The following is a 23027-nucleotide window of genomic DNA, read 5'->3' as shown; positions in this document are numbered from 1 at the left end:
GGTATGCGGTCGCGGTACGGGTCTGGGTGGTCAGGCGGGGAAGAAGCCCGCATCGGTCAGCGGAGCGGTCTCCAACGCCTGGTCGGGGTCGTCCCACAGGAGGACCACGCTGGACCGCGCCGACGCCGGGACGTTCCGGTTGCGGCGCAGCCGCTTCACCTCCCGGGGCAGCTCCGCGACGTCCGCGACGGGCAACAGGGTTTTCAGCCTGGGCAGTTTGGGGTCGCGGCGGCTTGAGGCGCGCTGCCATACGACGACCGGCATGCCGACGTGCAGCGCCGCGCGCCAGACCGGCTCGGCGTCGTCCGCAGCCACGGCGACGCAGACGGGGTGCTCGGACTCCTCCCAGTCGGTGACGTGATCGTCCAGCCGGTCCAGATCCTCGTTCCCGACCCAGACGGTGGCCTTGTCGTCCGTACCGTCGTTGCGGCCCAGCCATCCCCAGCGAAGCGTCCACAGATGGGCGAAGTCCGCGAGGTCGCGCGCGTGCGGGCACCGTACGACCACCTCGTACCGCTGGCCGAGCCGCCATGCCTTGTAGACGCTGACGTCACACAGCCACTGGTCGAATTCGGTCTCCAGCAGGGTGTCGGTGACCGCGAACTCGATACGCCGCAGCTCGGAGGGCGGTCCGCCGTCGGCGCCCTGCCCCCGGAAGCCCCGTGCCTCGTCCCTGAAGGAGCGCACGCATCGTTCCACCAGGCGCCGCGCACCCTCCAGCGAGACCCTGATGCGCTCGGTGGCCGTCTCCGGCGGCTGCACCCGTTTCCAGTCGGACGGGTCGAGTGAGGGGCGGAGCCACACTTCCGCGAAGACCTGTCCGGGTTCCTGCGGATCCTGGTCGAGCCGGACCAGCATGGTGACCTGGTGCGTGTTGATCTCCCGCACCGGGGGTGGTTCGGGCAGACCCAGTCGTTCGCGCACCTCGCGCACCCATGTGCTCAGGGCGAATGCGCGCCGCCGCCCGTCCGGCCCCGCACCGGTGCTGAACCCGGTGGCCAGCGCGTGCGCGAACGCCAGTACCTTCGGCGGCCCGCTGTGCTCGCGTGCGTCGAGGTCCAGCGCCCAGTCGTACAGGTCGCCGGCCGGTGTCACGAACGGCGCGGCGGCCCGTCCCTCCGCCACGCCGAACGACGAGCGGTAGGCGTCCTCGCACCAGAGGGCCGGCCGCACACCTCGCAGCAGTTCCCCGAGCCGTTCCCAGGCCGGCGGGTCCAGGGTCAGCGGCGGTGGGGCGGGGACGGCGGACGGCCCACGGGCGGGGGCGACAGGGCTGTTCCGGTGCCCGAGCAGCGCCTGCAGCAGCCCCACCTCGAGCTGCTGCGGGTCACGCACCTTGTGCACCGTGATCCCGCTTTCCCGCAGACGCCGTCGGAACGCCTCTTGGCGATCCGCGTGGACATCCAGGATCTCCCGGGGAGGCAGCCCCACGTCCTCGTCCTCCGCCAGGAGGAACACCAGCCGCTCCAGGCCCGCCTCGGTGGCCTCCTCGAATTCCAGCTCGGTGTAGGAGAGGTCCGGAAGATCGCGGACCGGCGATCCGTAGCGGAAGCCGATGATGCCGACGTAGACGTCGGAGTCCCGCACCCGCGCACGGCAGTAGTCGGCGGGCTTGCCGTCCCGCGCGGTGAAGTACCGCATGTCCACGGGCACGTGCTCGGCGCGCAGCACGGCCGCCTCCGCGGCGTCCACGAACGACCGCCCGTCCGGATACCTCCGTAACTCCGAGGTATGACTGAGGAAAACCCGTCGCGTATCCCTCACGCACCCCACCCCGTCACCACGTACGCACCCCCTCTGCCCGCCCCGCCGCCGGTCTACCGGTCGCCCGCGAGGTCGAGGTCCTTCCGCTCGGACTCGGTTGCGGGCCCGACCGGCCGGGTCCGTTCCCACGGGCGGGCGATCGGCCGCGACACCGTCCGCCACCACGGATCGACCGGCAGCTTCCCGGCCGGTTCGAATGGCTCGCCGGGCCGCGGCAGGGCGACCGCCTGACCCACCGCCCCGGCGGCGTCCTTCGTCCACTCCCCCGGCTCGGCCCAGGCGTGCGGCGCCAGGTTGAAGGTGGCCCAGTGGATCGGGAGCAGCACGCCGCCCGGGCTGCCGCCCTGGAGGTCGAGGTGAGCCCGGACGCCTTCCTCGGGGGTCATGTGGATGTCGGGCCAGAATTCGCTGTACGCCCCGATCTGGATCATCGTGGCGTCGAAGGGGCCGTACGCGGCGCCGATGTCCTGGAACCCCGTGAAGTAGCCGGTGTCGCCGCTGTGGAATATACGGTGCTCCTCGCCGGCGACGGTCCAGGACGCCCACAGGGTGTGCTGGGTGTTGCGCAGGCCCCGGCCGCAGAAGTGGCGGGCCGGGGTGGCGGTGAGGGTGAGGCCGCCGACCCGGGTGGACTCGTGCCAGTCCAGTTCGCGCAGCCGGCCGGGGGAGACGCCCCAGGTCTCCAGGTGGGCGCCCACGCCGAGCGGGACGGCAAAGAGGGTGTCCGTTCCGGCCAGTGCCTTGATGGTGGGCATGTCGAGGTGGTCGTAGTGGTCGTGCGAGACGACCACGACGTCGACCGGGCCGAGCGCGGCCAGCGGGAGGGGCGCGGGGTGCAGCCGCCGCGGGCCGGCGAAGGGGAACGGGGAGCAGCGCTCGCCCCAGACGGGGTCGAACAGCACCCGCTGGCCGTCGATCTCGGCGAGGACGCTGGAGTGGCCCATCCAGGTCAGCCGCAGCCCGGTGGCGGGGGGCTCGGCGATGTCGGCCAGAGTGGTGGCGTGGACCGGGATGCCGCCCCGGGGGACGCGGCGGGTGCGGGCGTCCTTGTCGAAGTAGGTCTTCGCGAACTCGCGGCCCGAGCCGGCGGGACGGATCCGGGCGGGGCCGCCGGGGTTCTGGAAGACGCCGTCCTTGAAGTGGGGCGATCTGCGGATCCGTGCCAGGCGCTCACCCGCGGGATCCGCGCCGAAGGCCGCGGGCCGCAGGGCGCGGAGCCCGGGGCTCAGGGGACGAGAACCGGCCACGGTACCTCCAGGTGGAGTCGGTGAGGCATCCATTATGGTCCGCGCCGCCGACACCACGTCGGCCCGTCCGGAAGCCGGCCCCGGCAGCGGGCCGTGGTTCGGGACAACTCCTGGCGCGGAGCGGCCGCGGCAGCCCCATTAGGGTGACGGGGTGACGAGAGTGCGGTTGAGCGTGGAGGAGCGGCGGCAGGAGCTGCTGCGGGCCGCCGTGCAGCAGATCGAGGCACGGGGCGTGGCGGCCGTGCGGATCTCGGACGTGGCCTCGGCGCTCGGGGTGAGCAACGCTCTCGTCCTCTACCACTTCTCGACGAAGGAGAAGCTGGTGGCCGCCGCGTTCGCGTACGCCGCCGAGGGCGACCTCGCCCGGCTGCGCGGGCTGCTCGGCCGCCGCACCACGGCGCTGCGCCGGTTGCGTGCCGCCGTGCGCTGGTACGCCCCCACCGGCCAGGCCAAGGGCTGGCGGCTGTGGGTCGAGGGCTGGGCGGCGGCGCTGCGCGAACCCGCGTTGCGGAAGGTCTCCCGCGACCTCGACCGGCAGTGGAAGGCCGCGCTGGGCGAGGTCATCGCCGAGGGGGTGGCGGCGGGCGAGTTCCGCTGCCCTGACCCGGCGGGCACCGCGCTGCGTCTCACCGCCCTGCTCGACGGGCTCGCCGTGCAGCTCACGGCGTACGGGGGCACGGTCTCGCGCGCGCGGGCGCAGCAGTGGGTGGACGAGGCGCTGGCCCGGGAGCTGGACCTGCCGCGGGAGTAGCCGGCGGCCGGGTCCGGGTTCCCCGGCGGGGCAGGGCCCGGCGGGTGCGCGGCCGTGCCGCCCCCGCCCCGCACGGCGCCGGCCCGCCCTGGCCGGGGACCCGCCCCAGTCAACGCGTCCTGGACGCCCAGGGTGAGCCCCTGCCCACCGGCCGGCGGGTGGATGTGCGCCGCGTCGCAGATGTGTCGGCTGCCGGCCGGGCCGGGAAGGGCCGGAGCGGGGCCGAGACGAGCCTGGACCGGGAGGACGAGGAGGGGGCCGGCCGAGGCGCGGGCGGGGGCGGGCCGAGGCGCGGGCGGCGGAGGCAGGCCCGTCCGGTCAGGGGCAGGCCCGTCCGGTCAGGGGCGGGCCCGGCCCCGTCCGCGGCCTGCCCCGTCCCGCCCGCGCCCCCGCCCGGGTTCACGCCACCGCCGCGATCCGGTTCCTGATGTCGGCCGGCGACAGGGCGCCCTTGGCGGTGATGTGGTCGCCCGAGGACTCGCCGCGCAGGCGGCGGCCGATCCACGGCACCAGGTACTCGCGCGCCCACTGCACGTCGTCCCGCCGCACGTCCAGGGTGCCGCGCGGCGGCAGCGGGGGCCAGGGCTGCTCGGGGTCGGCCGGGACGGGCAGCCCCAGCACCTGGCCCGCGCGCAGCGCCACCCGGGTGTGGCCCTCGGGTGAGAGGTGCAGCCGGTCGTGGTCCCAGGCCCGGCGGTCCTGGACCGACTTCAGGGACCACAGGTCCAGCACGGGACAGCCGTACCGGTCGGCGATGGCGCGGACGTGCCCGTTGTACGTCGCGATCTTGCCGCGGAGGTGCTTGAGCAGGGGGACGCGCCGGGTGTCGAACCCGGTCGTGACCATCACCGTGCCGGCGGCGGCGGTCAGCGCGGCGACCGCCCGCTCGAAGCGCTCGGCGACGTCGTCGGGGTCGGTGCCGGGCCGCAGGATGTCGTTGCCGCCGGCGCAGAACGAGACCAGGTCGGGCGCGAGTTCGATGGCCCGCGGCACCTGGTCCGCCACGATCTGGTCGAGCAGCTTCCCGCGCACGGCGAGGTTGGTGTACCAGAAGTCGCCCTCGGGCCGCCGGTCCGCGAGCAGGACCGCGAACCGGTCGGCCCAGCCGACGAACGCCCCGTCGGGGCCGGGGTCGCCGACGCCCTCGGTGAAGCTGTCCCCCACCGCCACGTACGACCCGATCACTGATGCGCTGTCATTCTTCGAATCGTCTGCCACATCGGCTCATGATTCACCTTCGAATGTGACTTACGCGACCGTAGGCAGGGATTGACGGCCGGTGAGATAAGCCACTCTTCAAGGATTGGTCAACTACGGAACAAGCCGCCGTGCCGGGAAGTCGCCGATGCGGAAATGACTCCGCACACCCGGCCCCCGCCGTGCGGCCGCGAGGAGACGGGCCGCGCGCCCGGGACCTCCGCGCCCGCACACGGCGAAGGCCGGACCCGGGGAAACGGGTCCGGCCTTCGCCGTGCGGTGTGCGCCGGCGTCAGATGGAGACGCCCTTCGCGCGGAGGTAGCCGATCGGGTCCACGTCCGAGCCGTAGTCCGGGGTGGTGCGGATCTCGAAGTGCAGGTGCGGACCGGTCGAGTTGCCGGTCGAGCCGGAGAGGCCGACCTGCTGCCCGCCGGTCACGGACTGGCCGGCCGACACGGAGAGCGAGGACAGGTGGGCGTACTGGGCGTAGTAACCGTCGGCGAGCTTGATGACGACCTGGTTGCCGTAGGCGCCGGCCCAGCCGGCGGAGACGACGGTGCCCGCGCCGACGGCCTTGAGCGAGGTGCCGGTCGGGACGACGAAGTCGACACCCGTGTGGTAACCGCTGGACCACATGCTGCCCGCCACCTTGTAGGCGGTGCCGACACCGGCACCGGACACGGGAGCGGTGTAGCCGCTCGCGGCGGTGGCCGCCTGGGCGGGCGCGGCGGACTGCGAGGACGGGGACGCGAAGGCGCCCGACGACTGCTCGGAGCCGGAAGACTGCGCGGAGCCCGACGACTGCTGAGCCGGCTCCTGCGAGGACTTCTGCGCGGACCGCGACGGCTGCGACTGCGACGGCTCGGCGGCCTCGGAGGACGAGGACTTCGGCGCGGCGGCGGTGGCATTCTTGCCGATCGAGAGCTCGAGGCCGGGGTGGATCAGCGAGGGGTCCTCGCCGACGACGGTCCGGTTGTCCTCGTAGAGCCGGTGCCAGCCGCCGTCGACGTGCTGCTCCTCGGCGATCTTCGACAGGTAGTCGCCGGACTTCACGGTGTAGGTACGGGCACCGGAGGTGTTCCCGGCGGCCTTCTTCTCCGCGGCCTGCTGCACGGAGGCGACCGACTGGACGGCCTTGTCCGGCACGGACTGCGGGGTGGCCGCCTGGGCGTTCGCGGCGCCCATCAGGGGCAGCGCGAGTGCGGCGCCACCGGTCCCGGCGACGGCTATGGAACGGGTGAAGCGCAGGGTCTTCGGACGGCGGTGCTTACCCTTGGCGGGCATGACGAATTCCTCTCCGGCGCCTGCGAGGTGAGCTGTCGGGTGCGGACTGGAGATGTCCGGCCGCGCCGGGGGCGCGACTTGACCCCAAGCCTGTTCCGGAGACCGGGACAGGCGGTTGTACCTGTGGGTCCCCCGCTCCTGCCGTTCACGGGTGGGTTTGCGCGGGCACCGGGCGGCGGCAGGATTAGGCGTCCGCCCGGATCGGTCTGGAACGTAAGCGACCAGGACGCGCAAGGACAAGCGAATGGTTGCCCGGAAATGCGTCACAAGGCGGCCCGTCCCGGAATTCACGGTCACCCTGCGTCGATTTCGGAGCCCCTCTCTTCGGCGAAAACCCTTGTCGCGAGCGCACATTACGTGGACATGACGGACGACTCACGGTCACGGGTATGAGCCTCCTCACGTGACGCCGCTCCAGAAGCCCTTCTCTCGGCGCGAGTTACACGGAAGCCCCCAATCCGGACAGATCACTCAGATGCGACGGAGGTGGAGGACTGCCGCATCGAGGTCACCGCGCAGGGCGAGCCGCAGTCCGTGATGCAGCAGAATGGCACCTCGGTGCACTTCGCCCGTTTCACGGCATTCGTACGATGCCGTCGGATCGAGTCCGCGCAGCCGCAGGGCCGGGACGGGCTCGCCGTGGTGCTGCGCCTGGAGCCAGGCCAGGACGACCGCCTCGTCCCCGAGGACGTACTGGACGGCGCTCAGCCCACCCCGCGGGGGCCGCAGGCGGTAGAGGTCCCCGCGCTGCACCAGGGGCCGGATCTCCTTGTAGAGGGCCACCCAGTCGCGGGCCTCGGCCAGCTCCTGCGCGGTCCACCGGGTGAGGTCGCCGCCGATGCCGAGCACCCCGGCCATCGCACTGACGAAACGGAAGCGCAGCGAGCTGACCCGGCCGTTGAGCATGGCGTTGGGGCTGTCGGTGACCCAGGCGGCCATCACTCGCGCGGGGTGGATCTGGCTGAAGCCGTGCTGGATGGCCAGCCGGTCCAGCGGATCGGTGTTGTCGGAGGTCCACACCTGGTCGGTACGGCTCAGCACCCCGAGGTCGACCCGGCCCCCGCCGCCCGAGCAGGACTCGAAGGCCACCCCGGGATGGGCGGCGCGCAGCCGGTCCAGCAGGGCGTACAGGGCCCGCACATGGTCGACCCACAGGCGCTGCGGGTAGGGCTCGCCGGGCCACCCCGCGTCGGTGAAGCAGCGGTTGAAGTCCCACTTCACATAGTCGATGGGGGCGCTGGAGAGCAGGGCGTGCAGCCGCTCCCACAGATACTCCTGGACATCCTCCCGGGCCAGGTTCAGTACGAGCTGATTGCGGAACTCTGTCCGCTTTCGCCCTTTCTGGTGCTGCACCCAGTCGGGGTGGGCCCGGTACAGGTCGCTGTCCGGGTTGACCATCTCGGGCTCGACCCAGATCCCGAACCGCATCCCGAGAGCGTGCACCTCGTCGGCGAGCGGCCCGAGACCGGCCGGGAAGCGGTCCGGGCTGGGCCGCCAGTCGCCGAGGCCCGCGTGGTCACCGGTACGGGCACCGAACCAGCCGTCGTCGACGACGAACAGCTCCACGCCCAGGTCGGCGGCCCGCCGGGCGAGCGCCCGCTGCTGCTCCTCGCCGATGTCGAAGCCGGTGGCCTCCCACGAGTTGAACAGCACCGGCCGGTCCCGCCCGGCGTCGGGGACCACGTGGGCGCGCTGGTAGGCGTGCCAGCTCCGGCTGGCGCCGCCGAAGCCGCCGTCGCTCCACAGTCCGGCGAAGACCGGCGTGGTGAAGGACTCCCCGGCCGCCAGCCGGGCCAGCCCCGAGTCGTCGTGTCCGGCGCCGCCGCTGATCTGCACGCGCGCGTCCGGCAGCTGGGCCACAGCGATCCGCCAGGAACCGGACCAGCCGAGCGCGCAGCCGTAGACCTCGCCGTGCTCCTCGGTGGCGTCGGTGTCCAGCGCCACCCAGGGCAGATGCTGGTGCCCGGTGTGGCCGCGGCGGCTGCCGACGACCTTTTCGCCGTAGGTGAGGGGGGCCGCCGTCAGCCGGGACTCCGCGGCCCACCTGCCGTGCAGCTGGGACAGCCGCCAGCCGTCGCGTTCGGGCAGCGTCCAGGTGGCGGAGTCGGCGCGCAGCAGCTCCACCGCCGGTCCCTCGTTGCGCAGGGTGACCCAGCGTTCGACGACGTCGTCCCGCATCCGGTAGTGCAGGGTGATCGTCAGTCCCGCGTCCCGGAAGCGGAGGCGCAGCTCGTCGGGGCCCTCCCCGCTCCCCGTCTCGCACGCCTCGAAGGTCCATTCGGTGCCGCGCCGCTCCTCGGTGCGCACGGACAGGGCGGGCCGGGTGAACCGGGGGCCGCCCTCGACCGGATACTCCTCGCGGCCGTCGAGGGCCGACTCGAAGGGCCAGTGACCGGGCAGCGGCAGGGCCGCGAGCGCCTCCGCGTCGGCGAGCGAGATCCGCGGGCCCCAGTGCAGGTGCAGCAGCTCGTCGTCCTCGGTGAGGTGGACCGCGTAACTGCTCCGCGGCCCCGACAGCAGCCACGTACGGCCGTCCCCGGCGGTGTCCAGCATCATGCCCCCCACAGATCCCGGCAGTTTCGCTCAGGACCGACATCATCGAGGCGGGGGGCGCTCGTCGGCAACGCCTGTGGACAACGCGCTCCAGCTCGGGTATGCCGCCTGTGGACAACTTCATTGCCTCAGGAATCCATGTCGTATCGTCGAAGACGTGCCCGCCGACGAGCAGCGCCGGCGGGGCCGACTGGGAGGAGCCCACGTGACGCAGCAGGTCCCGTCGACCGAGCCCGAGCTGGCCGGGGTGCGCAACTTCCGTGACGTGGGCGGCCTGCCGACCGTCGACGGACGCCGGGTGCGGTACGGCGTGCTCTACCGCAGCGGCCACCTCGCGCACGCGACCGCCGAGGACGCGGTGTTCCTCTCCTCCCTGGGCCTGCACACCGTCTTCGACTTCCGCAACGCGGCGGACCAGAAGCTGGAGGGCCCGGACGTCGAGCTGCCGGGCGTGCGCAACGTGAACCTGCCGCTGAGCGACCCGGCCGACGGCGTCGAGTTCTGGAAGATGGTGCGCGACGGCGACCTCGACCAGCTGCGCGAGATCCTCGCGGACGGCAAGGGGGCGGCCCGGATGGTCGCCTCGTACCGGATGATCATCAAGGACCGCACCGCCGAGCACTCCCGGGTGCTGCACGCCCTCGCCGAGGACAGCGTGCCCGCCCTGATGCACTGCGCGGCGGGCAAGGACCGCGCGGGCCTGTCGGTGGCGGTGACCCTGCTCGCCCTGGGTGTGGAGCGCGAGGCGATCTTCGCGGACTACCTGGAGTCCAACGCCAAGCACCGCCGGTACAAGGTCCAACGCAGCGGCAGTTCCGCCTCGGCCTACTCCCCCGAGGTGATGGAGCTGCTCAGCCCGCTCTTCGACGCGCGCGCCGAGTACCTGTCGGCGGCTTTCGAGACCATCGAGGACACCTGGGGCGACGTCGGCACCTACCTGGAGCAGGGCCTGAAGCTCAGCCCGCGGACCCGGGAGCGGCTGCGCGAGCGGCTGCTCGACTGAGCCGGGGCGCGGGCGCCCGTCCGCGCCGGGGCCTCACTTGCCGCCGAGGGCGAACAGCAGGTAGAGGAAGGCGGCGAAGGCGTGGCCCGCCACGACGTAGATGAACAGCCGGACCCAGATCTGGCGGTCCAACTTCTGCTGTATGCGGCTCATGGCGTCTCTCCGGTGACATGGGTGGCGGGGCCGAGGCACAGCGCGGCCGTGGGACTCTGCAGCAGGGTGTGGACGAAGAGCAGGTCGACCCCGTCCGGGTCCTCCGCGGCGATGCGGTGCGGGGTCAGCGAATCGAAGTGGGCGCTGTCGCCCGGGGCGAGCCGGTGCACGGTGTCGCCGAGGTGCAGCCGCAGCCGCCCCTGGAGGACGTACAGCCATTCCTCGCCGGGGTGCACCCGCACGATGTCGCCCTGGGAGCCGTGGGGCACCTGGACGCGCAGCGCCTGCATGCCGCGTCCGGGCGCGCCGGCCTGCCGGTACGACCAGCCGCCGGCCACGGTCGGTTCCATGTCGGCGGCGCGCACGACGGCGTCCCGGTCGGCGACCGTCTCGCCGAGCAGTTCCGAGACGGTCGTACCGTAGACCCGGGCGAGAGCGAGCAGCACGGGCAGCGAGGGCTGCCGCTGCCCGGTCTCCAGGCGGGAGAGGTGGGCGGGCGAGAGCCCGGCCGCGCGGGCCGCCGACTCCAGGGTCAGGGAGGCCCGCCGGCGCAGGGACCGCAGCTGGGGGGCCACGGTGGACAGGTCACCGGCGGGCTCGGAGCCGGGACCGGCGGCGGGGGAACTCATGACTCCATTGAGCCCCAGTCTTGCCCCGTAGGCAAATTTGTTGCCCCAGAGGCAAAACCCCTCGCGCGAGCAGGGCGGGTCCCCCGGCTACCGGTTGGCAACCGCCTGCTTCATCAGCGTCTTCCCGAAGTCCCACATCAGCCCGCTCCCGCTGTGCGCGTCGTCCATCACCGCCGTGAAGGCGGTCACGAACCGGTCCACCTCCCGCTCCCCGATGATCAGCGGCGGAATCAGCTTGATCACCTCCAGGTGGTCGCCGGAGACCTGGGTCAGGATCCGGTGCCGCTGGAGCAGCGGAACGACCACCATCTGGGCGAACAGGCCCTTGCGGGCCCTCTGGAGCATGGTCCACTGGCCGCGCAGCCGCAGCGACCGGGGTCGGCCGAACTCGATGCCGATCATCAGCCCCCGGCCGCGTACGTCGGCAAGCAGCTCGTAGCGGTCGATCAGCGCGGTGAGCCGGGACTTGAGCAGTTCACCGGTGGCGCGGACACCCGCGACGACCTGGTCGTTCTCCATGACCGACAGCACGGCGAGGCCCGCCGCCATGGCCTGTGCGTTGGATCCGAAGCTGGCCGAGTGGACCAGCACCCGGTCCATCGACGCGTACACCTTCCTGAAGATCCAGTCCCTGCCCAGGGTGGCGCCCACCGGCACGTAGCCGCCCGAGAGCGCCTTGGCCACGCACACCAGGTCCGGCTCGACGCCCTCCTCGTGCTGGTAGGCGTAGAAGTCGCCGGTCCGGCCCAGTCCCGTCTGCACCTCGTCGGCGATGAGCAGGGCCTTGTGCCGGCGCAGCAGGTCCTGGGCGGCGCGCAGGTAACCGGGCGGCGCCTCGTGCACGCCCTTGCCCTGGATCGGCTCCACGATGAGCGCGGCGACGTCGCCCCGCCCCAGCTCGCGGGCCAGCGCGTCGAGGTCCCCGAGCGGGACGGCCGTGTCCGGCAGCAGCGGGGCGAAGCCGTCGCGGAAGCCGGGCTCCCCGTTCACCGACAGGGAGCCGGTGGTCAGCCCGTGGAAGGCGTGCTCGCAGTACAGGATCCTCGGCCGGCCGGTGACGTACCGGGCGAACTTCAGCGCGGTCTCCACGGCCTCCGTGCCGCTGTTGCCGAAGAACACCCGGTCCAGGTGGGGGCTGTGGGCGAGCAGCCGTTCGGCGAGCAGTCCGGGCAGGGGCTGGCAGTCGAAGCGGGTGAGGTCGGCGAGGTCCGCGTCGAGCACGTCGTGCAGCGCCTTGCGGACGACGGGGTGGTGGCGGCCGAGGCCCATCACCCCGAACCCGGCGAGCATGTCCAGGTAGTCGTCGCCGTCCGCGTCCCAGAAGTAGGCCCCCTCGGCCCGTTCGTAGACCTTGTCGAAGCCGATGGTGCGCAGCATGCGCGGCAGCTGGTGGTTCAGGTACCGGGCGTGCAGCTCGTAGCGCTCGGCGCCGCGCTCGGCCAGCAGCGCGGCCAGGTCGAACGTCTTCGGGCGCGCCGACTCCGGGGGCTGGGACGCGGACTGAGCGGTGGTCATGCGTGGGTCTCCTTGGACGGCTTCTCTCCGGCGGGGTCCCCGGCCGCGGCCCGCCGCGCGCTCCATGCGCCCCTGCCGGTTCCCTCCCGTTCCACGGGCGCCCCGCCGCCGGCCGGCCTTGCGGGCGGGCGCGGGGCGACGGCGGTCATGACGTCACTCCCGGTTCCCGGAAACCGTCTCGCGCATGGCCCGCAGGGACTCCTTCAGGGACCCCATGGTGGCGAGGACGGCGGTGGGCTCGTAACCGCAGTGGGCCATGCAGTTGGCGCACCGGGGATCCTTCCCGCGGCCGTACCTGTCCCAGTCGGTCTCCTCGATCAGCTCGCGGTAGGTCGGCACGTAGCCGTCGCTCATCAGGTAGCAGGGACGCTGCCAGCCGAAGAGCGAGTAGTTCGGGATCGCCCACGCGGTGCACGGGAAGTCGACCTTGCCCTCCAGGAAGTCCAGGAAGAGCGGCGAGTGGTTGAGCCGCCAGCGGCGCCGGTTGCCGCCCGCGAAGGCCTTCCGGAACAGCTCGCGGGTCTGCTCCACGCCGAGGAAGTGCTCCTGGTCGGGCGCCTTCTCGTAGGCGTAGGCCGGCGAGATCATCATTTCGTCGACCTCCAGGTCGTCGTTGAGGAAGTTCAGCACCTCCACGACGGTCTGCGGGGTGTCGGTGTTGAAGAAGGTCGAATTGGTGGTGACCCGGAAACCGCGCCGCTTGGCCTCCTTGATCGCCTCGACCGCCTCGTCGAAGACGCCTTCCTTGGCGACGGACTCGTCGTGCCGCTCGCGCAGTCCGTCGATGTGCACGGCGAAGGCGAAGTAGCGGGAGGGGGTGAACTGGTCCATCTTCTTGCGCAGCAGCATGGCGTTGGTGCAGAGGAAGACGTACTTCCGTCTGGCCACCAGCTGGCGCACGATCTCGTCGATCTGCGGGTGCATCAGCGGCTCGCCGCCGGCGATGGACACCATCGGCGCACCGGACTCGAGCACCGCTCCCACGGCCTGCGCGACCGGCATGCGCTGCTTGAGCACCCCCGCCGGGTGCTGGATCTTCCCGCAGCCCTCGCACTTCAGGTTGCAGGCGAAGAGCGGCTCCAGTTCGACGATGAGCGGGAACTTGTCGCGCCGGCGGAGCTTTTGTTCAGCCAAGTAAGCAGCGACCTTGACGGACTGGCGCAGCGGCATGGCCATCTGGCTCACCTCCTGGGGAGCAGCACATTGCGGTGCCATTCAAAGAATGCGGGAAGGACGGAACGCAGGACGCGGAAAGCCGATATTCCACCGCGCACCGTGCCGATCCGGACGAGTTCATGTTCTGGAGCGTCCACCACCACCCGGACGGCCGCAACCGGGCGCTCGCCCGCGCGCACGGCGCTCCGGAGCGTGGCCGCCGACTCCATGTCCACCGCGATCGCGCCGGTGGCCAGCAGGTCGGCGCGTTCCTGCCCGCGCACCACGTGGTCGGAGCCGGTGACCGGGCCGGTGTGGACGGTGCGGCCGGGTGCGGCCCGCAGCAGTTCCCTGACCAGCAGGCCGGTGCCCACGCACGGTGTGCCGTCGCCCGGCTCCCCGGTCTCCTCGGCGACGACCAGGTCACCGGGGTGCATCCCGGGGGCGAGCCCCGCGCAGAAGCCGGTGGCGAGCACGGCGGCCCCGGCCAGCGTCGGCTCGGCCAGCACCCGCGCGACGGCGCGCCCGGCCGCCCTCGGGCCCATCCCGGTGCGCAGCACGGTGACGGGCCCGCCGGCGCCGCTCCTGTCCCCCAGGCGCAGGGCCAGGTGCTCGATGCCGAGCGCGCAGGCGATCAGCAGCGGTGCCGGGGCGGGGGGCACGGTCATCAGCTTCCCTTGGCCACGGCGAGCGGTTTGCCCGGCCGCTTGCCGTGGAACGGCTCGCCGTGCAGGTACCGGCCGAGCGCGGTGAGCGGGAAGACCTGACGGTAGAGGTGGTAGTTGATGGAGAAGTCCCAGGGGAAGCCGGTGCCGGTGAAGTACGGCTCGTCCCAGGAGCCGTCCTCCCGCTGGGTCGCGACCAGCCAGGCGACACCGCGCTCGACGGCCCTGGAGTCCCGCTCCCCCGCGGCCAGCAGGGCCATCAGCGCCCACGCCGTCTGGGAGGCGGTCGAGGCGCCCCGGCCGCGCCACTGTGCGGCGTGCCGGTAGGAGCGCAGGTCCTCGCCCCAGCCGCCGTCGTCGTTCTGCACCGACTCCAGCCAGGTCACGGCCCGCCGGATCGCCGGGTGCGCGGCCGGGAGCCCGGCGGCGACGAGGGCGGGGACCACCGACCCGGTGCCGTAGATGTAGTTGACGCCCCACCGGCCGAACCACGAGCCGTCCGGCTCCTGTTCGGCGAGCAGCCACTCGATGCCGCGCCGGGTGCGCGGATCGTGGGCCAGGCCCTCCACGGCCAGCATCTCCACGACGTGCGCGGTGACGTCGGCGGACGGCGGGTCGATGACCTCGCCGAAGTCGCAGAACGGCAGCCGGTTGGGGAAGGGGCTGGTGTTGTCGACGTCGAAGGCGCCCCAGGCGCCGTTCCTCGACTGCATGCCGAGGGTCCAGCGCACCCCGCGCCCGATCGCCCGTTCCACCCGGGCCGGTTCGGGGTGCCGGACCCGGCGCAGTGCGAGGACCACCTCGGCGGTGTCGTCGATGTCGGGGTAGTTGTCGTTGTGGAACTCGAACGCCCAGCCGCCCGGCGGCAGTTCGGGGCGCCGTACGGCCCAGTCGCCGCGCCGGACGACCTCCTCGCCCAGCATCCAGTCGACGGCCTTCACCAGCCGCGGGTGGTCGGCGGGGAGTCCGGCGTCGGCCAGGGCGATGGTGGCCAGACAGGTGTCCCACACCGGTGACTGGCAGGCCTCGATCATCCGGGCGCCGTCCTCGCGCCAGACGGCGAACCGGTCCAGCGAGGCCAGGCCCTCGCGCATCACCGGGTGCCGGAGGTCGTAGCCGAGCAGGTGCAGCGCAATGATGGAGTACACGGCCGGCGGCTGGATGCCGCCCCAGCAGCCGTCGTTCTCCTGGCGCTCGACGATCCAGCGGGCCGCGGTGTTCATCGCCGCCCGGCGCAGCCGCTTCGGCACGGCCCTGCGCAGGACGTGCAGCCCCTTGTCGAGCCGCTGGAACGCGCCGTCCCAGCTGGCCGCCGGGGCCGGCGGCCGCGGCGGGACGGGACGCGCCGGGTCGGTGTGCAGCTCGTCCAGCGGGAAGGGCGCGGGGCGCACCGGGCGCTTCGCGGAGACGATGCTCAGCGGGACGATCGTCTGCCGGGCCCAGCAGCCGAAGTCGTAGATGTTGAGCGGCATCCAGGACGGGAGCCAGATGAGTTCCGGGGGCAGTTCGGGCAGGTCCTCCCACTTCCACCAGCCGAACAGGGCGAGCCAGATCCGGGTGAAGACCCGGGCGGCGGCGATCCCGCCCCGGGCGCGGATCCACGCGGCGGCCTTCGCCATGTGCGGCGCGTCCGGCGCGTCCCCGGCCAGGCGCAGGGCGACGTACGCCTCGATGGTCGTGGAGAGTTCGCCCGGGCCGCCGTGGAAGGTGGCCCAGGTGCCGTCCTCGCGCTGCTCGCCCCTGATGAACAGGGCGGCGGCCCGGGTGGTCCGCTCGTCGCGGATGCCCAGGAACTGGCGGAGCAGCAGGTCCTCGGCGTCCATGGTGACGTTGGTCTCCAGGTCGCCCTTCCACCAGCCCTCCGGGTCCTGCCGGGAGAGCAGGAAGTCGGTGGCGCGCAAGGTGGCGCGGACGGCGGCTTCGTGGGCCCCGGCCGCCGCGGGGGTGTCGGTGTCGGTTTCGCTGGCCGCGGCTGCGCGGGGCGGCGGGGCCCCGGTGCTTCCGTCGGTCGTCGCTGTCATGGCTTCCCCTTCCTGCAGTCCTGCGAGTGCTGTCTGCTGTGGGTCCGCCGTCGGCCGGTGCGCGCTCCCTCGCACACCGGCCGGCGACTACGCGAGGGCTATTCGGCCGATGGTGATCATCTCTTTCGTACGACGACGAAGTCGGCGAGCGCGGTGAACTGTGCCCGCACCCGGTCGGGCATGTCCACGGCGTCGAGGGCTTCGATGGCGACGGTGTGCTGACGGCGCGCCTCGTCGGCGGTCCACTCACGTCCGCCCGCCTCCTCGATGAGGGCCGCCCGGGCGGCGAACTCCTCCTCGGAGAAGGTGGCGAAGTCGCTGCTCTTGGCGTCGGCGGCGAGGATGTCGCCGAGCCGCTCCGAGGCGCTGCCGCCCGCCGCGAGGGCGGCCACCACCGGCAGCGACTTCTTGCGCTGGCGCAGGTCGCTCCAGGTCTGCTTGCCGGTGGCCTCCGGGTCGCCCCAGATGCCGAGCAGGTCGTCGACGGCCTGGAAGGCGAGGCCGAGGTGATAGCCGTACCGCTCCAGGGCGTCGGCGGTGCGGTCGTCCGCGCCGCCGAGCACCGCGCCGATGGAGCTGGCGCAGGCGAGCAGCGCGCCGGTCTTGTTGCCCTCCATCTCCAGGCACTCCTCGACGCTGACCCGGTCGCGGTGCTCGTAGGAGATGTCCTGCGCCTGGCCGTCGATGAGGGCGCGGGAGGCGGTGGTGAGCCGGCGGGTGGCGCGTCCGGCGTCGACGGTGCCGAGTTCCAGGAGCACCTCGTTGGCGAGGGCGAACAGGGCGTCACCGACCAGGATGGCCTGGGCGGGTCCGTGCACCTTCCAGACGGTGTCGCGGTGCCGGCGCTGTTCGTCGCCGTCCATCAGGTCGTCGTGCAGCAGGGAGAAGTTGTGGACCAGCTCGACGGCGACGGCACCGGGCACGCCCGTCTCCGGGGCGGCGCCGGTGACCTCCGCGGACAGCACGGCCAGGGCGGGGCGCACGGCCTTGCCGCCGTCGCCGGACGTGGGGTTGCCCCGGGCGTCGATCCAGCCGAAGTGGTAGGCGGCAACCGTGTCCATCGGAGGCGCCAGGCGGTCGATGGCCGCCCGCAGTACCGGGGTGGCCAGGGTCCGGCCGCGCTCCAGGAGCGCGGTCACGTCCACCGCGGTCTCGCGAGCGGCCGTCGAGGCCGGGGGCACAGGGGGCACAGTCTCTCCTCTTGTTGCGGTACCGGGGGTGCGGGGACCCGCCGCGCCGTGCTGCCGGGACATCAGGCCGCCTCCTCGACGTCGAAGAGGTGGCGCGGGCGGGGCCGGCCCAGGGCGCGCAGCGCGGCGTCGGCCGCGCTGATGCCGCTGCGGACCGCACTCTCCATGGTCGCGGGCCACCCGGTGGCGGTCCACGCTCCGGCCAGGTAGAGGCCGGGTGCCTTCGTGCGGGCGCCGGGCCGCAGCCGCCCGACGCCGGGGGCGGGAGCGAAGGTCGCGGTGCGCTCCCGGGTGACGAAGAAGTCCCTCACCTCGGCATCCCGGGTGCGCGGCAGGGCTCGCTCCAGCTCGGGCAGGTACCGTGCGCGCAGCTCGGCCACCGGGGCGTCGATGTCGTCCTGGGCGGCCGACTGGGACAGTGCCAGGTACTGGCCGTCCGTCAGCCCGGACGCCTCGGTGCGGTCGAAGACCCACTGCACCGGGGAGCCGAGCGCGGTCAGGAACGGGGTGTTCAGCACCTTGCGGTCGTAGACGACGTGGACGTTGAGGATCGGTGCGGTGCCGATCCGCAGCAGCCGCTCGGGCGCGTCGAGCGCGCCGTCGGGCAGCAGGTCGTGGGCCTCGCGCTGCGGTACGGCGAGCACCACGGCGTCCGACTCGATGTGCTCGCCGGGCAGCCGGACGCTCCAGCGCCCCTCGCCGGTCCGGGAGACGGCGGAGACCCGGGCACGCAGGACGGTGCGCACGCCCGCGGCGTCGAGCGCCCGGCGCGCCAGCCGGTCGTGCAGGTCGCCGAGGGGAACCCGGGCCCAGCCGATGTCGGCCGCGCCCGGTTCGGACAGCAGCCCGGTCCTGAACACCATCGCGGCGAGCCCGAGGGAGCTGTCGCCCGCGACCGCGTTGAGGGTGGCGACGCCGACCAGGTCCCACAGGGCCTCGACGGCCCGCGCCGACTGGCCGTGCGCGGTCAGCCAGCTGCCGAAGTCCTGCTCGTCCAGGGCCGGATCGGCGGGGTCGAGCCCTTTGAGCGCGAGCGCGGCCCGGCCGGCCTTCGCCCGCTCGGCGAGCGAGAGGTGGGGGTACGTCGCAAGGCTGCGGCCCAGGTGCAGCGGGACCGGCAGCGCGTCGCGCCGCAGCCTGCCGAGTCGCCGGCCCTCGGGCTTGGCGAGGTCGAGCACGGGCACGTCGAGCCGGTCCTGCAGCGGCGCCAGCGCCGCACCCCCGATCCGGTCGAGGAACCACCGGTAGGCGGTGCAGCAGCGCAGGTAGACGTGCTGGCCGTTGTCGACGGTCAGCTCACCGCGCCGGAAGGAGAAGGCCAGGCCGCCGAGGCGGGGCCGGCCTTCGAGCAGGGTGACGCCGACGCCCGCGTCGGCGAGTGCCAGCGCGGCGGTGACCCCGGCGAGTCCGCCGCCGACCACCACCGCCTTCCGGCCGTGCCCGGTGGGAGCGTCGGTCGTCACGGGTCCGTTCCTCGTGCCGTCGGTCATCGTGCGCCCTCCCCCGCGCGGGCGCCGCGGCGCGGGGTGAGTCCGGGCCCGGCCTTCGCCGGCAGGGACGCGGCCGCGCGCCGGCGGGCTGCCCGCGGGTTCCCTCCGGCGGGCGGCGCGGAGGGTGAAGCGGAGGTGCCGTCGGTGGCACCGCCGCCCACGGCGCCGGTGACTCCCCCGGCCCGGCCGCGACCGCCGCGCACGGACCCGCCACCGGGACCTCCCGGCCGAACGGCACCGGCACCCGCGCCCGCACCATCGCCCCGGTCGCCGAGCCGGCCGCCGAGGGCGCGTGGGCGTGCGCCGGCCCGACGACCACCGACGGCGCGGGCGGGCCGGCCGGCGGCACCACGCCCCGGCCGTCCGGCGACGGCGGCACCACGGTGCTCGCCCTCCCCGGCGTGGCGCGCGCCGTCGGCGGCACGCACGCTGCGGCCGTCGGCGGCGCCGGGATGTGCGCCGGTGGTCTCGTCCGGTCCGGAGGTCCGCATCAGACGCGCCTCCTGACGGTGCGCCGGCTGACGTGGCGGGTGTCCAGTCCGGACAGCCCGCGCACGGCGACGTAGGCCTTCTCCCGGCCGGGCAGCGAGACCCGGCCGCGCAGCACGGCCTCCGGGTCGCGCTCGATGCGGTCGAGCAGGCGGCGGTAGATGCCCGCCATGGCGGCGACGCAGGCGCCGCTGCGCCGGTCGAGCATGGGCAGCAGCTGGTAGCCCTCGGCGAACAGGGCGCGGGCGCGGCGCACCTCGAAGTGGACGAGGCCCGCGAAGTCGGAGCCGTCCGGCGGGGTCGGCCCGGCGAACCCGGCCGAGCAGCCGAACTTGGCGAGGTCGTCGGAGGGCAGGTAGGTGCGCCCGCCCTCGGCGTCCTCGCGGACGTCGCGCAGGATGTTGGTGAGCTGGAGGGCCAGCCCGAGGGTGTCGGCGTACTCGGGGGCGCGCTCGGCGTCACGCGCTCCCGGTTCGGTGCCGAACACGCCGAGGGAGAGGCGCCCGATGGCGCCCGCCACGCACCGGCAGTAGCGCTTGAGGTCGTCCCACGTCTCGTAGGTCTCGCCGCGGACGTCCATGAGGACGCCGTCGATCAGCTCGTCCAGGCCGTCGAGCGGGATGGGGAAGGTGCGGGCGGCGTGGGCGAGGGCTACGCCGACCGGGTCGGTGTCGTCCTCGTCGACCGCGTCCTCGCGGATCCGGGTGAGCAGCGTCCGGGTGTCGTCCAGCCGGGCGGCCTTCACCTCGTCGGTGAGCGCGCCGTCGCCGATGTCGTCGACACGCCGGGAGAAGGCGTACAGCGCGGACATCGCGCGGCGCTTGGCCGTCGGCAGCAGCCGGATGCCGTAGGCGAAGTTGCGGGCCTGCTGTCCGGTGACGGCCTCGCAGTAGCGGTAGGCGGCGAGTACCGGTGCGGACACGTGCGGTTCCGACTCCACGGTCCGGATCACCCCTCTCCTCGCAGGGTCACGCCCACCTCGCGCAGCAACCGGAGTCTGCCGGGCTTGGGCGGGCCGGGAAGTACGTCGTGGCCGACGGCGGCGATGGCGTCGAGGGCCGCCCTTCCCCCGGCCACGAACCCCGCGAGCAGCAGCCTCAGCCTGCCGTGCACGCTGCCCACGAGGGGGGCGCCCGCGGCCAGCAGGTCACGGGCACGGCGCGCCTCGAACGCGACCAGGGCGCGCACCGGCGCGCCCGCCGAGGCGGCGGCGAGATCCGCCTCCTGGACCTGGAAGCGCTTCATGTCCTCGGCGGGCAGGTAGATCCGGTCACGGCGCAGGTCCTCGGCGACGTCCTGGAGGTGCTCGGCGATCTGGAGCGCCGTGCAGACCGCGTCGGAGAGGCGGATCCGCTCCGGGGTGGCGGTGCCGGTGACGGCGAGCACCAGCCGGCCCACGGGGTTGGCGGACAGCTCGCAGTAGGCGAGCAGGTCGTCGTAGGTCTGGTACCGGCCGACCAGCTGGTCCTGGCGGTTGGCGGCGATCAGGCCGAGGAACGGCTCGGGGGTGAGCGAGCGGCGGCGGACGGTCGGCTGGAGCCGGCGCAGCAGGGGGTGGCGGGGCACGCCGTCGAAGACGCGGCGCAGGTCGGCCTCGAACGCGTCGAGCAGGAGCAGCCGGTCCTCGGCCTCGTGCGCGGACACGCCGAGCAGACGGGCGTCGGCGCCGCCCGGGGCGAGGTCGCCGTCGCCGATGTCGTCGACGAGGCGGGCGAAGCCGTAGACGGCCATGAGGTCGGTGCGCCAGGCGCGGGGCAGGAAGAAGGGGGCCACGGGGAAGTTCTCGGACGCGGCCTTGTCGAGCGTGGCGCGTCCCGGGTCGTCCCGGTGCACCGTGCGGATTCCCGTCACCGTGTGCTGCCTCGGGCGGGGACGGCGCATGCTTCGGGGAGCCGGGGAGTTTCCGTCGCCATTGCCGTCACATCTCCCGTTCTACACTGCCGACCCAATTCACACTATTTCGGACACGCCGCCCGGCGTTCGCACGGCCGTTCCGGTGAAGGGTGTCGCGCACGATCGTCACACTTGCCGCGATTCGGCACCGGTACAGCTTACGTCGTACAACGCAGGGGGGTCCGCGGGGGTGTCCCGCGCATCACGAGAACACACCGATCGGCCCCAAGGTTGTTGCCGCCGACCGGGGTTGACGTTCCCTCCGCAGACGCCGGGCCCCGCCGGAGTCCGTTCCGGCAGGGCCCTGGGCGGACCGGGTCACTTGCCCGCGAACTTCTCGTACTCCTTCAGGACCTCGTCGGTCGGCCCGTCCATGCGCAGTTCGCCGCGCTCCAGCCACAGCACGCGGTTGCAGGTGTCGCGGATGGACTTGTTGTTGTGGCTGACCAGGAACACCGTGCCCGCCTGCTGGCGCAGCTCGCGGATGCGGGCCTCGGAGCGCTTCTGGAAGGAGCGGTCGCCGGTGGCCAGCGCCTCGTCGATCATGAGGACGTCGTGGTCCTTGGCGGCCGCGATGGAGAAGCGCAGCCGGGCGGCCATGCCGGAGGAGTAGGTGCGCATCGGCAGGGTGATGAAGTCGCCCTTCTCGTTGATGCCGGAGAAGTCGACGATCTCCTGGTAGCGCTCCCGGATCTCCTCGCGGGACATGCCCATGGCGAGCCCGCCCAATATGACGTTGCGTTCGCCGGTCAGGTCGTTCATCAGGGCCGCGTTGACCCCGAGCAGCGAGGGCTGTCCGTCGGTGTAGACCTTGCCCCGCTCGGCGGGCAGCAGCCCGGCGACGGCGCGCAGCAGGGTGGACTTCCCGGAGCCGTTGGAGCCGATCAGGCCGATCGCCTCGCCCCGGTAGGCGACGAAGGAGACGCCGCGCACGGCGTGCACCTTGCGCACGCCGCGCTGCGCGTCGCCGGAGCCCCGCTTCAGGATGCGGCTCAGGGCGGCGGTGGCGCTGCCCCTGCCGGTCCTGGCGCCGTTGACGCGGTAGACGATGTGCAGATCGTCCGCGATCACGGTGGGAACGCGTGCCTCAGCCACGGCCGTACCTCTCCTCCGCCTTCCAGAAGTACACGAAGCCGCCGACGGCGACGAGCGCCGCCCAGCCCGCCGCGACCGCCCAGACGTGCGGGGGCAGGTTCTCGGAGCCGTAGCCGTCGATCAGCGCGAAGCGCATCAGGTCCATGTAGATGGCGGCAGGGTTCCACTGGAGCACGTCGGCGATCCAGGCCGGCTTGTCCTGGAGCATGATCGGGATGGAGAACATCACCCCGGAGGCGTACATCCAGGTGCGCATCACGAACGGCATGAGCTGGGCGAGGTCCGGGGTCTTCGCGCCCAGCCGCGCCATCACCAGGGCGAGCCCGGTGTTGAACAGGAACTGGAGCACCAGCACCGGCACCATCAGCGCCCAGGACAGGTCCGGGTAGCTGCCGAAGGCGCAGGCCACCGCGACCAGCACGATCATGGAGAACAGCAGCTGCTGGAGCTGCTGGAGCGCGAAGGAGATCGGGAGGGAGGCCCGCGGGAAGTGCAGGGCGCGCACCAGGCCGAGATTGCCGGAGATGGCGCGGACGCCGGCCATCACCGAGGACTGGGTGAAGGTGAAGACGAAGACCCCGGTGACCAGGAACGGGATGTACACGTCCTTGGTCATGCCGCGGCCCGCGTCCAGGATCAGGCCGAAGATCAGGTAGTAGACGAGCGCGTTGAGCAGCGGAGTGGCGACCTGCCACAGCTGGCCGAGCTTCGCCTGGCTGTACTGGGCGGTCAGCTTGGCCTGGGAGAAGGCGACGATGAAGTGCCGCCGCCCCCAGAGCCGGCGGACGTACTCGGCGAGCGAGGGCCGGGCGCCGCTCACGGTCAGGCCGTACTTCGCGGCGAGCTCGGCCGCCGTCAGATGCTCGTCGGGCGACGGAGGCTCGGTCACGGCGACTCCGCCGTCGTGCGTTGTCTCACTCACTGCGGGAAAC

Annotated in this window: 19 protein-coding genes, 1 pseudogene and 1 riboswitch; of the genes and pseudogenes, 2 read left to right on the top strand and 18 right to left on the bottom strand. The window is 73.0% G+C overall.

Translation table 11 applies throughout. The features are described 5' to 3' along the window. Window positions 1–30: 30 nt before the first annotated feature. A complete protein-coding gene (locus tag SGLAU_RS35975) occupies window positions 31–1764 on the bottom strand; it encodes a DUF4062 domain-containing protein (protein ID WP_208868955.1) in 1734 nt (577 codons plus the stop codon). A 53-nt stretch (window positions 1765–1817) separates the two neighbouring features. After that, a complete protein-coding gene (locus tag SGLAU_RS27975; RefSeq protein WP_208868954.1) occupies window positions 1818–3044 on the bottom strand; it encodes an MBL fold metallo-hydrolase in 1227 nt (408 codons plus the stop codon). 118 nt (window positions 3045–3162) lie between these two features. Here SGLAU_RS27975 and SGLAU_RS27970 point away from each other — a divergent pair, with 118 nt between their 5' ends. Beyond that, entirely contained in the window at window positions 3163–3762 is a 600-nt protein-coding gene (locus SGLAU_RS27970) for a TetR/AcrR family transcriptional regulator (protein WP_208868953.1), read from the top strand. A 116-nt stretch (window positions 3763–3878) separates the two neighbouring features. Here SGLAU_RS27970 and SGLAU_RS36995 read toward each other — a convergent pair. From SGLAU_RS36995 to SGLAU_RS27955, 4 genes and pseudogenes are all read right to left on the bottom strand, one after another. Then, a pseudogene (locus SGLAU_RS36995) lies at window positions 3879–3944 on the bottom strand (FAD-dependent monooxygenase); the annotation flags it as partial. A 217-nt stretch (window positions 3945–4161) separates the two neighbouring features. Beyond that, the gene (locus tag SGLAU_RS27965; protein WP_043505307.1) at window positions 4162–4947 is read right to left on the bottom strand and encodes an SGNH/GDSL hydrolase family protein; all 786 of its coding nucleotides are present in this window, start codon (window positions 4945–4947) and stop codon (window positions 4162–4164) included. 304 nt (window positions 4948–5251) lie between these two features. Continuing rightward, entirely contained in the window at window positions 5252–6244 is a 993-nt protein-coding gene (locus SGLAU_RS27960) for a peptidoglycan DD-metalloendopeptidase family protein (RefSeq protein ID WP_043505306.1), read from the bottom strand. Window positions 6245–6248: 4 nt separating this feature from the next. Further along, window positions 6249–6412: riboswitch (cyclic di-AMP (ydaO/yuaA leader) on the bottom strand. A 303-nt stretch (window positions 6413–6715) separates the two neighbouring features. Next, window positions 6716–8797, bottom strand: a complete 2082-nt coding sequence (locus tag SGLAU_RS27955; protein WP_043507145.1) for an alpha-galactosidase — start codon at window positions 8795–8797, stop codon at window positions 6716–6718. A gap of 205 nt (window positions 8798–9002) precedes the next feature. Between SGLAU_RS27955 and SGLAU_RS27950 the strand changes: the two genes are divergently transcribed. Continuing rightward, window positions 9003–9800, top strand: coding sequence for a tyrosine-protein phosphatase (locus SGLAU_RS27950; RefSeq protein ID WP_043505305.1), 798 nt, complete (start codon window positions 9003–9005; stop codon window positions 9798–9800). Window positions 9801–9833: 33 nt separating this feature from the next. Here SGLAU_RS27950 and SGLAU_RS27945 read toward each other — a convergent pair whose 3' ends face one another. From SGLAU_RS27945 to SGLAU_RS27885, 12 genes are all read right to left on the bottom strand, one after another. Further along, window positions 9834–9953 carry a DUF6126 family protein gene (locus SGLAU_RS27945; RefSeq protein WP_043505304.1) on the bottom strand — a complete coding sequence of 40 codons (120 nt, stop codon included), beginning with the start codon at window positions 9951–9953 and terminating at the stop codon, window positions 9834–9836. Further along, a complete protein-coding gene (locus SGLAU_RS27940) occupies window positions 9950–10582 on the bottom strand; it encodes a helix-turn-helix domain-containing protein (protein ID WP_043505302.1) in 633 nt (210 codons plus the stop codon). The genes SGLAU_RS27945 and SGLAU_RS27940 overlap by 4 nt, the downstream gene beginning before the upstream one ends. 87 nt (window positions 10583–10669) lie before the next feature. Further along, window positions 10670–12097 (bottom strand): aspartate aminotransferase family protein, encoded by a 1428-nt coding sequence (locus SGLAU_RS27935; RefSeq protein ID WP_043505301.1) that lies wholly within the window; start codon window positions 12095–12097, stop codon window positions 10670–10672. Window positions 12098–12250: 153 nt separating this feature from the next. Next, window positions 12251–13273 carry an adenosyl-hopene transferase HpnH gene (gene hpnH, locus SGLAU_RS27930; protein ID WP_043505300.1) on the bottom strand — a complete coding sequence of 341 codons (1023 nt, stop codon included), beginning with the start codon at window positions 13271–13273 and terminating at the stop codon, window positions 12251–12253. A gap of 5 nt (window positions 13274–13278) precedes the next feature. Continuing rightward, complete coding sequence (locus tag SGLAU_RS27925) at window positions 13279–13920, bottom strand: 1-hydroxy-2-methyl-2-butenyl 4-diphosphate reductase (RefSeq protein ID WP_043505299.1); 642 nt, start codon at window positions 13918–13920, stop codon at window positions 13279–13281. Continuing rightward, window positions 13920–15938, bottom strand: a complete 2019-nt coding sequence (shc, locus tag SGLAU_RS27920) for a squalene--hopene cyclase (RefSeq protein ID WP_043505298.1) — start codon at window positions 15936–15938, stop codon at window positions 13920–13922. The genes SGLAU_RS27925 and shc overlap by 1 nt, the downstream gene beginning before the upstream one ends. A gap of 116 nt (window positions 15939–16054) precedes the next feature. Next, the gene (locus SGLAU_RS27915) at window positions 16055–17119 is read right to left on the bottom strand and encodes a polyprenyl synthetase family protein (RefSeq protein ID WP_043505296.1); all 1065 of its coding nucleotides are present in this window, start codon (window positions 17117–17119) and stop codon (window positions 16055–16057) included. Window positions 17120–17190: 71 nt separating this feature from the next. Beyond that, window positions 17191–18618, bottom strand: a complete 1428-nt coding sequence (gene hpnE, locus SGLAU_RS27910; RefSeq protein ID WP_043505295.1) for a hydroxysqualene dehydroxylase HpnE — start codon at window positions 18616–18618, stop codon at window positions 17191–17193. Window positions 18619–19108: 490 nt separating this feature from the next. Next, complete coding sequence (hpnD, locus tag SGLAU_RS27900; RefSeq protein ID WP_043505292.1) at window positions 19109–20059, bottom strand: presqualene diphosphate synthase HpnD; 951 nt, start codon at window positions 20057–20059, stop codon at window positions 19109–19111. After that, window positions 20056–20988 carry a squalene synthase HpnC gene (hpnC, locus tag SGLAU_RS27895; RefSeq protein WP_099052866.1) on the bottom strand — a complete coding sequence of 311 codons (933 nt, stop codon included), beginning with the start codon at window positions 20986–20988 and terminating at the stop codon, window positions 20056–20058. Before hpnC ends, hpnD begins: the two co-directional genes overlap by 4 nt. Before the next feature lie 330 nt (window positions 20989–21318). Continuing rightward, on the bottom strand, window positions 21319–22095 hold the full coding sequence (locus SGLAU_RS27890) for an ABC transporter ATP-binding protein (RefSeq protein ID WP_043505290.1): 777 nt from the start codon (window positions 22093–22095) through the stop codon (window positions 21319–21321). Beyond that, a complete protein-coding gene (locus SGLAU_RS27885; RefSeq protein WP_043505288.1) occupies window positions 22088–23017 on the bottom strand; it encodes an ABC transporter permease in 930 nt (309 codons plus the stop codon). The genes SGLAU_RS27890 and SGLAU_RS27885 overlap by 8 nt, the downstream gene beginning before the upstream one ends. Between the last annotated feature and the right edge of the window lie 10 nt (window positions 23018–23027).

This window comes from Streptomyces glaucescens, assembly GCF_000761215.1.
Classification (GTDB): Bacteria; Actinomycetota; Actinomycetes; order Streptomycetales; family Streptomycetaceae; genus Streptomyces; species Streptomyces glaucescens_B.
Note: the sequence above shows the minus strand (reverse complement) of the source record. Positions and strands in the feature narration are given on the sequence as shown.

Excerpts from the sequence above, each read along its gene's own strand:
- hpnH (WP_043505300.1), bottom strand. The coding sequence starts at position 13,273 with ATGGCCATGCCGCTGCGCCAGTCCGTCAAGGTCGCTGCTTACTTGGCT.
- SGLAU_RS27960 (WP_043505306.1), bottom strand. The coding sequence starts at position 6,244 with ATGCCCGCCAAGGGTAAGCACCGCCGTCCGAAGACCCTGCGCTTCACC.
- SGLAU_RS27945 (WP_043505304.1), bottom strand. The coding sequence starts at position 9,953 with ATGAGCCGCATACAGCAGAAGTTGGACCGCCAGATCTGGGTCCGGCTG.
- shc (WP_043505298.1), bottom strand. The coding sequence starts at position 15,938 with ATGACAGCGACGACCGACGGAAGCACCGGGGCCCCGCCGCCCCGCGCA.
- SGLAU_RS27935 (WP_043505301.1), bottom strand. The coding sequence starts at position 12,097 with ATGACCACCGCTCAGTCCGCGTCCCAGCCCCCGGAGTCGGCGCGCCCG.
- hpnC (WP_099052866.1), bottom strand. The coding sequence starts at position 20,988 with ATGCGCCGTCCCCGCCCGAGGCAGCACACGGTGACGGGAATCCGCACG.
- SGLAU_RS27975 (WP_208868954.1), bottom strand. The coding sequence starts at position 3,044 with ATGGATGCCTCACCGACTCCACCTGGAGGTACCGTGGCCGGTTCTCGT.
- SGLAU_RS27925 (WP_043505299.1), bottom strand. The coding sequence starts at position 13,920 with ATGACCGTGCCCCCCGCCCCGGCACCGCTGCTGATCGCCTGCGCGCTC.
- SGLAU_RS27940 (WP_043505302.1), bottom strand. The coding sequence starts at position 10,582 with ATGAGTTCCCCCGCCGCCGGTCCCGGCTCCGAGCCCGCCGGTGACCTG.
- SGLAU_RS27955 (WP_043507145.1), bottom strand. The coding sequence starts at position 8,797 with ATGCTGGACACCGCCGGGGACGGCCGTACGTGGCTGCTGTCGGGGCCG.
- hpnE (WP_043505295.1), bottom strand. The coding sequence starts at position 18,618 with ATGACCGACGGCACGAGGAACGGACCCGTGACGACCGACGCTCCCACC.